We start from the raw sequence: 13,529 nt of genomic DNA, 5'->3' as shown, positions 1-13,529 counted from the left end.
ATATGAAGCATCGATATTTGCCCGCGACAGAACAGGATAAAAAAGAAATGCTGAAAGCCATCGGCGCAGAAACAATTGATGAACTGTTTGCCGATATTCCGGAAGATGTGAGGTTTCAAAAAGACTACCAAATTAAAAAAGCAAAATCAGAAACAGAGCTGACGAGAGAGCTGACGAAGCTTGCGGCGAAAAATAAAGACGCTGTTACATATGCATCTTTTCTGGGCGCAGGAGTGTACGATCACTACCAGCCGGTTATCGTCGATCATGTGATATCCCGATCAGAGTTTTACACGGCATATACGCCTTACCAGCCTGAAATCTCACAAGGAGAGCTGCAGGCGATTTTTGAATTTCAAACGATGATCTGTGAATTAACGGGAATGGATATCGCAAACTCCTCTATGTACGACGGGGGAACGGCGCTGGCGGAAGCGGCGATGCTTGCGTCGGGACATACGAAAAGAAAAAATCGTCATTTCCGCAGCCGTTCATCCGGAATCGCGGGATGTTTTGAAAACATACGCAAAGGGCCAATATATTGAGGTTGTAGAGGTGCCCGCGAAAAACGGCGTCACAGATCTTGAAGCATTGGAACATGCCGTTTGTGATGAAACGGCCGCCGTGATCGTCCAGTATCCGAACTTCTTCGGACAAATCGAGCCGTTAAAGGACATTGAGCCGCTCGCACATAAAGGAAACAGCCAGCTGATTGTTTCTTCAAACCCGCTCGCGCTCGGTATTTTGACACCGCCCGGGGCATACGGAGCTGATATCGTTGTCGGGGACGCGCAGCCTTTCGGCATACCTGCGGCGTTCGGCGGCCCGCACTGCGGCTATTTTGCAGTAACGAAAAAACTGATGAGAAAGGTGCCGGGCCGGCTTGTCGGCCAAACGGAAGATGAAAACGGGCGAAGAGGTTTTGTTCTCACCCTTCAGGCGCGTGAGCAGCATATCAGAAGAGACAAAGCCACGTCTAACATTTGTTCAAATCAGGCGCTGAATGCTTTAGCAGCTTCAGTCGCGATGACGGCGCTCGGAAAAAACGGCGTCAAAGACATGGCCCGCCAAAATATATTGAAAGCTGATTACGCGAGACGCCAAGCGGAAAAAGCCGGCTTGCACGTAGCATTTGACGGCCCGATATTTAATGAATTTGCCGTCAGGCTGAATCTTCCCGTCAAGGAAGCAAACCGGCGGCTCCTGCAAGACGGCATAATCGGCGGATATGACTTAGGCCTTGCGTATCCGGAACTGAATCAGCATATGCTCATTGCCGTCACAGAGCTGAGAACAAAAGAAGAGATCGATTCGCTTATTGCGGGATTGGGGGATCAACATGAATAATCAAGATCAGGCGCTTATTTTTGAAATGTCCCGCGAAGGGCGTATCGGTTACAGCCTTCCGGAGCTTGATGTGCCGGAAACAGAGCTTGAAAGCCTTCTTCCCGGTGACTATATCCGCGATGAAGACGCAAAGCTGCCGGAAGTATCAGAGCTCGATATTATGCGGCATTATACCGCTCTTTCTAAGAGGAACCACGGAGTTGATTCAGGCTTTTATCCGCTCGGCTCCTGTACGATGAAATACAATCCGAAATTAAATGAAAAAATTGCCCGGATCGCAGGTTTTTCCGCCATTCATCCGCTTCAGGACGAGGACACGGTTCAGGGGGCGCTTGAGCTTTTATACGATTTAAGCGGACACTTGGAGGAGATTACGGGCATGGACGAGGTGACGCTGCAGCCTGCGGCGGGCGCTCACGGCGAATGGACCGGCCTGATGATGATCCGCGCCTATCACGAAGCGCGGGGAGACTTCGGACGGACGAAGGTGATTGTCCCTGATTCAGCCCACGGTACGAATCCGGCATCCGCCACGGTCGCCGGTTTTGAAACGATTACCGTTAAGTCAAATGAGCACGGGCTGGTTGACATTGAAGATTTGAAAAGAGCGGTAAACGAAGAAACAGCGGCGCTGATGCTGACGAATCCGAACACCCTCGGGTTATTTGAAGAAAACATTACGGAAATGGCTGAAATCGTCCATCAGGCCGGCGGAAAGCTTTATTATGACGGAGCGAATTTAAATGCCGTTTTAAGTAAAGCAAGACCGGGAGATATGGGATTTGACGTCGTTCACCTTAATCTGCATAAAACATTTACCGGGCCGCACGGCGGGGGAGGACCGGGCTCAGGGCCGGTCGGAGTGAAAAAAGAATTCATTCCGTATCTGCCGAAACCCGTTCTTACGAAAAAAGAGGGCCGTTTGACTTTTGACTATGACCGGCCGCAGTCGATCGGGCGCGTAAAACCTTATTACGGCAACTTCGGCATTAATGTCAGAGCCTACACGTATATCCGTTCCATGGGGCCTGACGGCTTAAAAGCTGTGACCGAAAACGCGGTTTTAAATGCAAATTATATGATGAGAAGACTCGCGCCTTATTATGATCTCCCGTTTGACCGTCATTGCAAGCATGAATTTGTGTTATCGGGAAGAAGGCAGAAAAAGCTCGGCGTAAGAACGCTTGATATTGCCAAACGGCTTTTGGATTTCGGCTATCATCCGCCGACTGTGTATTTTCCTCTCAATGTTGAAGAAAGCATCATGATCGAACCGACGGAAACGGAATCGAAGGAAACGCTTGATGCGTTTATAGATGCCATGATTCAAATTGCGCGGGAAGCGGAGGAATCGCCTGAAATCGTTCAGGAGGCGCCGCATACAACAGTTGTCAAAAGAATGGATGAAACCAAGGCGGCAAGAAAGCCGGTTTTAAAATACGAACGTACACCTGACGTCAGCCGCTGACACGGTATAAAAAAAGAGCTTCCGTATAAAACGGACAGCTCTTTTTTCATGATTAGTTTTTTGCTTTAATTTTTCCGCCCCATTTTTTAAATCCGCCTTTCAGGTTGTAAATATCTTTGCAGCCGTGTTTGCGGAGCGTCTGTGCCGCGCGTCCGCTGCGGACATTGTTTTGGCAGTACAGATAAACGGGTTTATCAGGACGGATTTCACTTTTGCGCTGTTTCAGCTGTGACAGCGGAATGTTGCGCGCGCCGAGAATATGGCCGCCTTCAAATTCATTCGGTTCACGGACGTCAATCAGCTGCGCTTTTCTGTAGCCCGCGCGGAATTCCTCTTCCGTAAGTGTTTTCATTAAACGCTGCTGGTAAAAATACGACACGATCATATAAACGATAAACGCCGCAACAATAATTAATGCAATCATATTAGACAATGCAATTCTACTCCTTTAGCTTATAAAATCAAAACCCTGCTTCCTGAAAACAAGGCTTACCGGACGTTTTGGGACAAATACTATTATAGTAAAGCATGAAGGGATTGTCATCCTTAATGAAACGAAATATTTTTCATTTTCAAGGCAGTTTGTTAAACTGATTTTATTAAAACGATAAAGAAGGGTTCAGTATATGGAAAAAGAAACATGGCGGTTTATTGACTCAGGGAATGAAAGCCCGGCATTTAACATGGCGCTGGATGAAGCGCTTTTATATTGGCACAGCCAAAAGAAAATTCCTCCGGTGATCCGATTTTACGGCTGGAATCCGGCAACTTTGTCTGTCGGGTATTTTCAAAATATTAAGAAGGAAATTAACTTTGACGCAGTACATAAACACGGCCTCGGGTTTGTCAGAAGACCGACAGGCGGACGGGGTGTTCTGCATGATAAAGAATTGACATACAGCGTAATCGTTTCAGAGGATCACCCGGAAATGCCGGCCACGGTGACAGAGGCGTACCGGGTGATTTCAGAAGGTATTCTGCAGGGATTCAGAAACCTTGGACTTGATGCCTGCTTTGCGATTCCGCGAACGGAGAAAGAAAAAGAAAGCTTGAAAAATCCGCGCTCGTCCGTCTGCTTTGATGCGCCTTCGTGGTATGAACTGGTCGTTGAAGGACGGAAAGTTGCCGGAAGCGCACAGACACGCCAAAAAGGCGTCATTCTTCAGCACGGTTCCATCCTGCTTGACATTGATGAGGATAAACTGTTTGATCTGTTTTTATATCCGAGCGACAGAGTCCGTGAGCGCATGCAGCGGAATTTCAAAAACAAAGCGGTAGCCATCAACGCCTTAGCGCCGAAACGGGTAACGATGGATGAGGCCAGAATCGCTTTTAAAGCCGGTTTTGAGGAAGGGCTGAACATTCATCTTGAGCCTTACACACTCACGTCTGAAGAGCTTGCATTTGTCAATGAGCTGGCTGAGACGAAATACGCGTCTGATGAATGGAATTATAAGCGCTGATAAGGCTTGACAGACCGGAAGCATTCTTGTTTTTTCATGACCGTTAGTGTAAACTTGTAATGGTTTATAAAGTTAAGGTGCTTTTTGGGAGGGTTACTTATGACAACACCAAGTATGGAAGATTATATTGAACAGATTTATATGCTGATAGAAGAAAAAGGATATGCACGGGTTTCTGATATCGCGGAAGCTTTGGCAGTCCACCCCTCCTCTGTAACGAAAATGGTTCAAAAACTAGATAAAGACGAGTATTTGATTTATGAAAAATATCGCGGGCTCGTATTGACGTCAAAAGGCAAAAAGATCGGCAAACGGCTCGTATACAGACACGAATTGCTTGAGCAGTTTTTAAGAATCATTGGTGTTGATGAAGAGAAGATTTACAATGATGTTGAAGGAATCGAACATCATCTGAGCTGGAACAGCATTGACCGCATCGGCGACCTCGTTCAGTATTTTGAAGATGACGAAAGCCGGAAAAAAGAATTGAAATCCGTACAGAAAAAACCGAAAATCCCGGTGAATAAAGGGCAGCCCGAAATGGGGCGCCCTTTTTTTAATGTCTTCATTCTTTGGTCTATTTCGCCCAGCCGTTTCTTAAAATAATAATACACCTTGAGATGGAAGGGAGAGGGCGCGCTATGCAGATTGACGGCGTATTTTCGGGAGGGGGGATAAAAGGGGTGGCGCTTGCCGGCGCTTATGAAGCGCTGGAAGAAAAGGGCTTTCGCTTTGAAAGGCTCGCCGGAACAAGCGCCGGCGCGATTATTGCCGCATTTATCGCTGCGGGCTATACGAGCAGAGAGGTTCATTCCATCATAGATGAGGTGGACGGAAGGCAATTGCTTGATCAGAGATGCTCATTCCTCCCGCTGAAAATCCTGCAGTGGGTGTCGATATATTGGCGCCTCGGACTATACAGAGGCGATATGCTGGAAAAGTGGATTGCGGATAAATTAAAAGCGAAGGGCATCATCGCGTTCGGCGATTTGAAAAAAGGCTCGCTCCGTCTCATCGCTTCAGATCTGACGAACGGAACGATGATCGTGCTTCCTGACGATCTTCCCCGCTACGGATTAAATCCGGAGATGTTCCCGGTTGCCAGAGCCGTCAGAATGAGCTGCAGCATTCCTTATTTTTTTGAACCGATAAAACTGAAGACCGAAAAAGGCACCTCAACGGTCGTTGACGGCGGTGTGTTAAGCAATTTCCCGATTTGGCTGTATTCAAAAGAACGCAAACGGCCGGTCATCGGAATTTCGCTTTCGCCCAACGAAAAAGAGCGCCCGAAAAAATCAATCCGCAACGCTTTTGAGCTGTTCGGGGCTTTGTTTGAAACGATGAAAGACGCTCATGATGCCAGGCATATCGCGACAAAGTACGAACAGAATATTATTTTTATTCCGGTGGAACATGTGATGGCGACGGAGTTTCATCTCACACCGCAAAAAAAACTAGCTCTCATTGAGCTAGGAAAAAGCAGAACAGAGCAATTTTTGAAGCAATGGAGCTATTAAAAAAGCGCTCTGTTTTTCTTTTTATTCTTTTTGCCTTCTATGACGGTAAGCTGGGTCTGGCTTTTTTTCTTAAGAATCATCGGCTTCGGTCTGCTGCTGCTCGGCACGCTCCGCAAATGGCTGACCCGGCCTCTGTGTCCGGCACGGTGCTTCGCTTTTTGCTCCTTCATTCGGAGCCGCGATTGTCTGGCCGCTTTTCTGAAAGCGGTTCCGTCACGGCCGGTGCGTCGGTTCAGGACCGTCCTCACGATAAAATAAATAATAACGCCTGCGATAATAACGGTGATCGCTCTTGAAATCATCTGCCCGGGGTTGGTTACCGCCGCATAAATGAAACCGAATGCGCCAAGCGCTATCAATACAGCAAAAAAAGGTTGTACACGATGATTCATAACTGCCCACCTCCAAAATAATAACGGTAACGGTTCAGATTACGTTGTGAGACGGCTTTTCGCTCTGTTCTGAAATGTCTTCCAGTCTGAGAAGCTCGTTAAAGCTTTCTATGGCAACCTCGACCTGGTCATCCGCCGGTTCCTTTGTCGTTAAAAGCTGCAGCCACAGGCCGGGATAACCGAGCACTTTCAAAACGGGGATATTCCGCACTCTGTTCGTCAGCTGGAGCACTTCAAAGGAGATGCCGAGAACGACCGGTATAAGCGCAATCCTGTCTAAAATCCGCACCCAAAGCGGATCTGTCGGAACGAGTAAATAGACGAACATGCCGACAATGATCGTAAATAAAATAAAGCTTGAACCGCAACGGTAATGAAGCCGTGACTGTTTCTGAACATTTTCTATTGTAATTGGCAAATTCTGTTCATAACAGTTTATGACCTTATGTTCGGCTCCATGATATTGAAACACTCTTTTAATTAACGGCGTCATTGATAAAAAATAAATGTAGCCGAGAAGCAGAATAAGCTTAAACAGACTTTCGATTCCGATCTGCGCGGCGTCTGAGGAAAAGACGGGCCTTACAAGCTCCGCTAAGAAGACCGGGACGAGCGTAAAAACGAATTTGCTGAACAAAAACGACAGAACGCCGATCACCGCCAGGCTGAAAAACATCGATAAGCCCGAACCCTTCTTATCTTCCTGCTCCAGCTTGGCGTCATCCTGAGGATCAAGCCCGTATCGTTCGCTGGAAAAGTTTAAATGCTTTGTGCCGTTGGCGCTCGCCTCAATGATGGCGACGATTCCCCGCAAAAAAGGAATCTTTTTTAAAGCCGAAAGCTTGGCGTTCGGCACTCTCGGAAGCTTGAAAAAATCAATGCTTCCGTCATTCCTGCGGATGGCGGTAACATAATTCTTTCTGCCGCCGAACATGACCCCTTCAACGACAGCCTGCCCGCCGTATGCAGGGGGCGTTTTTTGTTTGGACATTGTTTATCAACCTGCCTGTTTTCTTAGGATTTACTAACCATTTCCTTTCACTCTATTGTACAGGAAACCGCAGTAAACCTCTAGTTAGACAGCCGGAAAATCAATGCTTTTTCTACATGCAGTATACCCCGTTTCTTTAGATTTTACTCATTGAATGAAAATATGGCGCAGCTTTTTATGACTTTTCAATTTTGGGGCAGTCTATGACTGGAGGTGCCATGATGACAAGCGAAAAACATTCAGAACAGGAAGAAAAAAGAAGCGGGATGATGATCAGCAGCCTGTTTCATTTACCGGCAGAATTTGCGGTATCGGATTTGCCGGCGGTGTATTTTGGAGTTTGATCGGCTATCTCGGGTATGTCTTTCATTTTTCAGAGATCAGCCCGAACATGATTCTTCAGCCGTTTATGATCGGAGAATGGAAAAAACAATGGCTCGGCACGATGGTCAGCATCGTTGTCATCGGATTCATTTCAATTGCCGGGGCGTTTATTTATTTCGTCTGCCTGAAGCGTTTTAAAACCATGTGGCCGGGGATGGTGTACGGCGTCATTTTATGGTGTGCGGTTTTTTTCTTATTCAATCCGATTTTCGAAGATGTGAAATCCATCACTGAATTGAAATCAGATACAATCGTGACGACGCTTTGCCTTTACATTCTGTACGGTTTGTTTGTCGGCTACTCAATTTCCTTCAACTACAATGAACTTACGTCAGACAAGCTTGCAAGGGCGCTCGGCAACAAGTGAATAAGTGTATAATCCCTGTCCGGTATGGTAAAATGTTCACGAGAAGTGAACATTTTTTATGCTGAAAACCGGGCGGGGATGCTCCCGCGTTGTCAGGCGGCAGTCAAGAATCGGCGAGGAGGAGAAAGGGAATGAAACTTGAGAAATTGCGAAATCTTTTCGGTCAGCTGGATATAGACGGAATGTTGGTGACAAGCTCCGCCAATCTGCAGTATATGACGGGATTTACGGGTTCGTCAGGCCTTGCGGTCATATCGAAAGAACGTGCGGCATTTATCACGGATTTCCGTTACACCGAGCAGGCGAAGACGCAAGTGAAGGGTTTTGACATTATCGAGCACGGCGGTAGCTTAATCCAAACGGCTGCGGATACGATTCTTGAGTACGGCGTTAAAAAAACTCGGCTTCGAGCAAAACAGCATGACGTACGGAACATATGCATCCTACCAAGCGGTGCTGCAGGAAGCGGAGATGGTTCCCGTCGCGGATTCCGTTGAAAAGTTGCGCTTGATTAAGTCAAGTGAAGAGATTAAGATATTAGAGGAAGCTGCGAAGATTGCGGATGATGCGTTTGAACATATTCTGACGTTTATCAAACCGGGCATCTCAGAGATTTCAGTTGCAAACGAGCTCGAATTTTATATGAGACGTCAAGGAGCAGACGGCTCTTCCTTTGATATGATCGTCGCCTCGGGAGTCAGATCCAGCCTTCCCCACGGAGTGGCAAGCGGCAAATTGATTGAAAAGGGAGACTTGGTCACGCTTGATTTCGGCGCTTATTATAAAGGCTATTGTTCTGATATCACACGCACCGTCGCGGTCGGAGAGCCAAGTGATAAACTGAAAGAGATTTATCAGGTCGTATACGATGCCCAAGCGCTTGGTGTCCTGCATATAAAACCCGGCATGACGGGAAAAGAAGCGGATGCCCTGACGAGGGATCATATCACCGCAAAAGGCTACGGACAGTATTTCGGCCATTCGACAGGACACGGGTTCGGAATGGAAGTCCATGAATCACCGGGGCTGTCTTTCAGGTCATCGGCCGTTCTTGAGCCGGGCATGGCGGTAACGGTTGAGCCGGGCATATACATACCGGATGTTGGGGGCGCAAGAATCGAAGATGATATCATCATCACTGAGGACGGCAACCGGACAATTACGCATTCCCCTAAAGAATTAATTATTTTGTGATCGGAATATAGGAGGACATCAAACATGATTTCAGTTAACGATTTTCGTACAGGACTAACGATTGAAGTAGACGGCGGCATTTGGCGCGTCGTTGACTTTCAGCACGTAAAACCGGGAAAAGGAGCGGCATTTGTCCGTTCTAAATTGCGTAACCTGCGCACGGGCGCTATTCAGGAGAAAACATTCCGTGCAGGTGAAAAAGTCGCGAAAGCTCAAATCGAAACAAAAACAATGCAGTATCTTTATGCCAACGGCGATCAGCACGTATTCATGGATACAAGCTCATATGAACAGCTTGAATTGAACGAAAACCAAATCGAAGAAGAATTGAAATACCTTCTGGAAAATATGTCTGTGCATATCATGATGTATCAGTCTGAAACGCTCGGTATTGAACTGCCGAACACAGTTGAACTGAAAGTTGTTGAAACAGAGCCGGGAATTAAAGGCGACACGGCGTCAGGCGGCACGAAACCTGCCAAAACGGAAACAGGCCTTGTCGTAAACGTACCGTTCTTCGTGAACGAAGGCGATACGCTGGTTGTAAATACATCAGACGGTTCTTACGTGTCAAGAGCGTAGTTAAAGAAATTCGGAGTCTGCTCCTTTTACGGGGCAGGCTTTTTTTGCGTTCTGCCTCAGAATCTTTCTTCTATATGAAAATAGTGAGACTACTTCCGTCAGCTAGAGCATATAGTGTAACAAAATGCTTGAAGTTGGGGGATTGCAATGAAATTTTTGTTCGGTTCAATCAATTCTACTGTTTTAACGATGGCCGGTTTACGAGTTTTGTCCTCGCTCATTGAATTATCGGCCGCTATTATCATGCTTTTGACAAACGACATCAGAAAAGCGGTTGTGGTGAATAGTATTTTGGCAATCGTCGGCCCTCTGATCTTTATCATCACAATGACGATCGGCATTTATCAGATTGCCGGACAGCTCTCATATGCAAAATTAATATTGATTTTTGCGGGGGTGGTGCTGATTTTGGCCGGTGTGCATAAATAGAGGGCCGGGGTGTCATAAAGTCTGTCCCGGATCATACATTTTAAAGAAGCCAATCGGTAAAAAGGAGGAGACTCTATTGAATGAAATTACAGAGGTTCTCCCTGAATTATTGAGAGATGCCATCTCCGCCGTGCCCGAAGAAGCGAGGCGGGATACAGAAGAAATCAGAATCCGGGTCGACAGGCCGGTTGAACTGATCCAAAAAGGACAACCTTTGTATTTGTCATATGTGTGTACGGCCGGCGACGCACAGCTGATCCTCAGCCGGCTCAGCAATTACAGTATGTACACGCTGGAAGAAGAGCTGAAAAAAGGATACATCACAATCAGAGGAGGCCACCGTGTGGGGCTGGCCGGAAGAGTCATCGTCGAAAACGGAGCCGTCAAAGGACTCCGGGATATTACTTCTTTTAATATCCGAATCGCCCGGGAGAAGTTGGGGATCGCAGAACCGCTCATTCCTTTCTTATGGAAAGAAAACTGGCTGAACACGCTGATCATCGGTCCTCCGCAAACGGGGAAAACGACCTTGCTTCGTGATTTGGCCCGGCTTTCCAGCACCGGATCAAAACGCATCCCGGCAAAAAAGACAGGTATCGTAGATGAACGGTCGGAAATTGCCGGCTGCCTGCGGGGCATTCCCCAGCACAGTTTCGGCCGCAGAGTCGATGTCCTTGATGCCTGTCCGAAGGCGGAAGGGCTGATGATGATGATCCGCTCTATGAGCCCTGATGTCATAATTGTGGATGAAATTGGGAGAATGGAAGACTCACAAGCGCTGATGGAGGCGCTCCATGCGGGCGTATCCATTATCGTCTCTGCGCACGGATGGAATATGAAAGACTTGGTCAAGAGGCCGTCGCTGAAAATGCTTTGGGAGGAAAACGTGTTTGACCGGTATGTTGAACTGTCAAGACGCCGCGGTCCGGGAACGATCAGCAGGATGTACGGAAAGGACGGAGAACCGGTTCCTCATGCTGAAAGCGTGATGACATGCTGAAGCTTTTAGGTGCCGTGTTCATTCTGACAGCGACGACATGGACGGGATTTGAGATCGCCAAAATGTATATTGAAAGGCCGAGGCAGATCCGTCAGCTGCGCGCGGCGCTGCAATCGCTTGAAGCGGAAATCATGTTCGGGCATACGCCGCTGCACATAGCTTCGGGACAAATTGCCGCACAGCTTTCCGAACCTGTATCGTTATTGTTTCTAGCTTTCAGCAGAAGGCTTGAGCAGGGAAGCGATTCCGCCAAAACGGCTTGGGAACAGAGCTTGAAACATAACTGGTCTTCCATGGCGATGAAAAAAAAGCGAATACGATGTGCTGAAGCAATTCGGAGAGACGCTCGGGCTCCATGACCGTGTTTCTCAGCAGAAACATATCAAGCTTGCGCTTACACATTTGGAAGCGGCGGAAGCGGATGCCGGACGGGCGCAGGCGAAAAATGAAAAAATGGTGAAAAGCTTAGGATTTTTAGCCGGACTGTTACTCATTCTTCTATTGATGTAAACATGAGGGGAGCAAACATAAAATGGGAGTCGACGTAAATGTCATTTTTCAAATCGCCGGAGTCGGTATCGTGGTTGCGTTTCTGCACACCATACTTGACCAAATGGGAAAAAGAATACGCCCAATGGGTGACGCTGCTTGGCTTTATCTATATTTTATTTATGGTGGCGACGATTGTCGATGACCTGTTCAAAAAGATCAAAGCTGTGTTTCTATTCCAAGGATAGGGGGGGCTTACAGATTGAGATTGTTCAAATTGTAGGTTTAGGCCTGATCGCCACATTTCTCTCCCTGATCGTAAAAGAACAGAAACCGACTTTCGCGTTTATGATTGTCGTCTTCAGCGGCTGCGTGATCTTTCTCTATCTCATCGATCAGATTTACGACATTATCAGAATGATAGAAAAAATAGCCGTCAATGCAAATGTCAATATGGTCTATGTGGAAACCATTTTAAAAATTATCGGCATCGCCTACATCGCTGAATTCGGTGCGCAGCTGACAAAGGATGCGGGCCAGGGAGCGATTGCTTCGAAAATAGAGCTGGCCGGAAAAATTTTGATACTGGTAATGGCCGTGCCGATACTCACCGTCATTATTGAAACGATTCTCGGACTTATTCCTTCTTGATCATAAATAAAATGGAAAGGGGGGGCACAAAAAATGAAGCGCTTTCGGTGGGCGGGGGCTTTTTTGTTCATCCTCTTATTTTTTCAGACTGAATGTGTACAATCTGCCGGAACAGACGGTGCGTCGCAGGAAACCGCAGTTCATCAAGAATCCGCTGATGAAGTGGCGAAAAAGCAGGCCGAAGCGTTGAAAACAGAAGGCATCGGAAAGTTTTGGGACGACATCATGACAGAATACGGCGGTCTTCTGCCTGAAAGCCAAAAGGGAAGCATCATCGACTTTATTAACGGTGAAAAAACGTTCTCACCGGAGGCATGGCTGAAGGCTTTATTTTCATACTTGTTTCATGAAGTGCTCGCAAACGGAAAGCTTCTGGGAACTTTGATTCTTCTCACCATTTTTTGTGTCATTCTGCAGCTCCTGCAAAATGCGTTCCAGCAGAGCACCGTCAGCAAAGTGGCTTATGCAATCGTCTACATGGTGCTGATTATTCTCGCTTTAAACAGCTTTCATGTTGCTGTCAATTATGCCAGTGAAGCGATCCAGACGATGACAAGCTTCATTCTCGCGCTTATCCCGCTTTTACTCGCGCTTTTGGCGTCTTCCGGGGGAGCCGTCTCCGCAGCTTTTTTTCACCCCGTTATTTTATTTCTGATGAATACGAGCGGCCTTCTCATTCAAAACATCGTCATGCCGCTTATCTTCCTGTCAGCGATTTTAAGCATCGTCAGCACGATGACGGATCAATATAAAGTCACGCAGCTTGCCAATCTGCTCAGAAATATCGCGATCGGCGCGCTTGCCGTATTCCTCACCGTGTTTCTCGGCGTCATCTCCGTACAGGGGGCTTCGGCTGCCGTGACGGACGGGATTACGCTCAGGACTGCAAAATTTATAACAGGCAATTTTATTCCCGTGCTCGGCCGGATGTTTACGGATGCGACGGATACGGTCATCAGCGCCTCACTCCTATTAAAAAACACCGTGGGAATCCTCGGAGTCGGAATTTTGATCTGCATCTCCGCGTTTCCGGCGATCAAAGTGCTCTCGCTCGCTTTTATTTATAAGCTCGCGGCCGCTATTCTGCAGCCGCTCGGAGGCGGGCCCGTCATTACGTGCCTCGGCGTCATCAGCAGAAGCGTACTGTATATTTTCGCGGCGCTCGCCATCGTCTCTCTCATGTTTTTCCTCAGCATCACAGTCATTATTACAGCAGGCAACCTCACCATGATGATGAAATAAAGGAGGCCCATTG

The 13,529-nt window shown here is 47.4% G+C and carries 11 protein-coding genes and 6 pseudogenes; 14 read left to right on the top strand and 3 right to left on the bottom strand.

The window, feature by feature from the left end; genetic code table 11:
• The first annotated feature begins 2 nt into the window (after positions 1-2).
• Positions 3-1,347, top strand: a pseudogene (gene gcvPA / locus D368_RS11900) (aminomethyl-transferring glycine dehydrogenase subunit GcvPA).
• Complete coding sequence (gene gcvPB / locus D368_RS11895; protein WP_128574829.1) at positions 1,340-2,815, top strand: aminomethyl-transferring glycine dehydrogenase subunit GcvPB; 1,476 nt, start codon at positions 1,340-1,342, stop codon at positions 2,813-2,815. The pseudogene gcvPA and the gene gcvPB overlap by 8 nt, the downstream one beginning before the upstream one ends.
• Before the next feature lie 52 nt (positions 2,816-2,867).
• On the opposite strand, the gene D368_RS11890 is transcribed toward gcvPB, so the two are convergent.
• The gene (locus D368_RS11890; RefSeq protein ID WP_007408335.1) at positions 2,868-3,248 is read right to left on the bottom strand and encodes a rhodanese-like domain-containing protein; all 381 of its coding nucleotides are present in this window, start codon (positions 3,246-3,248) and stop codon (positions 2,868-2,870) included.
• Positions 3,249-3,441: 193 nt separating this feature from the next.
• Between D368_RS11890 and D368_RS11885 the strand changes: the two genes are divergently transcribed.
• The 3 genes and pseudogenes from D368_RS11885 (at position 3,442) to D368_RS11875 (ending at position 5,795) form a co-directional block, all read left to right on the top strand.
• Positions 3,442-4,278 carry a lipoate--protein ligase family protein gene (locus tag D368_RS11885; protein ID WP_003153114.1) on the top strand — a complete coding sequence of 279 codons (837 nt, stop codon included), beginning with the start codon at positions 3,442-3,444 and terminating at the stop codon, positions 4,276-4,278.
• Between the two features lie 99 nt (positions 4,279-4,377).
• Positions 4,378-4,785, top strand: a pseudogene (gene mntR / locus D368_RS11880) (transcriptional regulator MntR); the annotation flags it as partial.
• A gap of 134 nt (positions 4,786-4,919) precedes the next feature.
• Entirely contained in the window at positions 4,920-5,795 is an 876-nt protein-coding gene (locus D368_RS11875) for a patatin-like phospholipase family protein (protein ID WP_015388011.1), read from the top strand.
• Here the strand turns inward: D368_RS11875 and D368_RS11870 are convergent.
• Together D368_RS11870 and D368_RS11865 are read right to left on the bottom strand one after the other, a co-directional pair.
• Positions 5,792-6,187 carry an SA1362 family protein gene (locus D368_RS11870; protein ID WP_020956074.1) on the bottom strand — a complete coding sequence of 132 codons (396 nt, stop codon included), beginning with the start codon at positions 6,185-6,187 and terminating at the stop codon, positions 5,792-5,794. The two genes, D368_RS11875 and D368_RS11870, sit on opposite strands and share 4 nt — an antisense overlap.
• 34 nt (positions 6,188-6,221) lie before the next feature.
• Entirely contained in the window at positions 6,222-7,178 is a 957-nt protein-coding gene (locus D368_RS11865) for a DUF1385 domain-containing protein (protein WP_003153120.1), read from the bottom strand.
• A gap of 221 nt (positions 7,179-7,399) precedes the next feature.
• Between D368_RS11865 and D368_RS11860 the strand changes: the two are divergent.
• The 9 genes and pseudogenes from D368_RS11860 (at position 7,400) to spoIIIAE (ending at position 13,516) form a co-directional block, all read left to right on the top strand.
• A pseudogene (locus D368_RS11860) lies at positions 7,400-7,929 on the top strand (YqhR family membrane protein).
• A 131-nt stretch (positions 7,930-8,060) separates the two neighbouring features.
• Positions 8,061-9,123, top strand: a pseudogene (locus D368_RS11855) (M24 family metallopeptidase).
• 24 nt (positions 9,124-9,147) lie between these two features.
• Complete coding sequence (gene efp / locus D368_RS11850; RefSeq protein WP_003153123.1) at positions 9,148-9,705, top strand: elongation factor P; 558 nt, start codon at positions 9,148-9,150, stop codon at positions 9,703-9,705.
• A gap of 147 nt (positions 9,706-9,852) precedes the next feature.
• On the top strand, positions 9,853-10,134 hold the full coding sequence (locus D368_RS11845) for a YqhV family protein (protein ID WP_003153124.1): 282 nt from the start codon (positions 9,853-9,855) through the stop codon (positions 10,132-10,134).
• Between the two features lie 76 nt (positions 10,135-10,210).
• Positions 10,211-11,134, top strand: coding sequence for a stage III sporulation protein AA (gene spoIIIAA / locus D368_RS11840; protein WP_071391623.1), 924 nt, complete (start codon positions 10,211-10,213; stop codon positions 11,132-11,134).
• Positions 11,128-11,644 (top strand): annotated as a pseudogene (gene spoIIIAB, locus D368_RS11835) (stage III sporulation protein SpoIIIAB). The gene spoIIIAA and the pseudogene spoIIIAB overlap by 7 nt, the downstream one beginning before the upstream one ends.
• Before the next feature lie 22 nt (positions 11,645-11,666).
• A pseudogene (gene spoIIIAC, locus D368_RS11830) lies at positions 11,667-11,871 on the top strand (stage III sporulation protein AC).
• Positions 11,825-12,274, top strand: coding sequence for a stage III sporulation protein AD (gene spoIIIAD, locus D368_RS11825; RefSeq protein WP_101562266.1), 450 nt, complete (start codon positions 11,825-11,827; stop codon positions 12,272-12,274). Before spoIIIAC ends, spoIIIAD begins: the two are co-directional and overlap by 47 nt.
• 33 nt (positions 12,275-12,307) lie before the next feature.
• Positions 12,308-13,516, top strand: coding sequence for a stage III sporulation protein AE (gene spoIIIAE, locus D368_RS11820; protein ID WP_128574828.1), 1,209 nt, complete (start codon positions 12,308-12,310; stop codon positions 13,514-13,516).
• The last annotated feature ends 13 nt before the right edge of the window (positions 13,517-13,529 follow it).

It is taken from the genome of Paenibacillus lentimorbus NRRL B-30488, from assembly GCF_000411595.1.
In the GTDB taxonomy this organism is placed as follows: Bacteria; Bacillota; Bacilli; order Bacillales; family Bacillaceae; genus Bacillus; species Bacillus velezensis.
Note: the sequence above shows the minus strand (reverse complement) of the source record. Positions and strands in the feature narration are given on the sequence as shown.

Coding starts and splice junctions, on each gene's coding strand:
- D368_RS11865 (WP_003153120.1), bottom strand. CDS start 7,178: ATGTCCAAACAAAAAACGCCCCCTGCATACGGCGGGCAGGCTGTCGTT.
- D368_RS11870 (WP_020956074.1), bottom strand. CDS start 6,187: ATGAATCATCGTGTACAACCTTTTTTTGCTGTATTGATAGCGCTTGGC.
- spoIIIAD (WP_101562266.1), top strand. CDS start 11,825: ATGACCTGTTCAAAAAGATCAAAGCTGTGTTTCTATTCCAAGGATAGG.
- D368_RS11885 (WP_003153114.1), top strand. CDS start 3,442: ATGGAAAAAGAAACATGGCGGTTTATTGACTCAGGGAATGAAAGCCCG.
- D368_RS11845 (WP_003153124.1), top strand. CDS start 9,853: ATGAAATTTTTGTTCGGTTCAATCAATTCTACTGTTTTAACGATGGCC.
- gcvPB (WP_128574829.1), top strand. CDS start 1,340: ATGAATAATCAAGATCAGGCGCTTATTTTTGAAATGTCCCGCGAAGGG.
- D368_RS11875 (WP_015388011.1), top strand. CDS start 4,920: ATGCAGATTGACGGCGTATTTTCGGGAGGGGGGATAAAAGGGGTGGCG.
- spoIIIAE (WP_128574828.1), top strand. CDS start 12,308: ATGAAGCGCTTTCGGTGGGCGGGGGCTTTTTTGTTCATCCTCTTATTT.
- efp (WP_003153123.1), top strand. CDS start 9,148: ATGATTTCAGTTAACGATTTTCGTACAGGACTAACGATTGAAGTAGAC.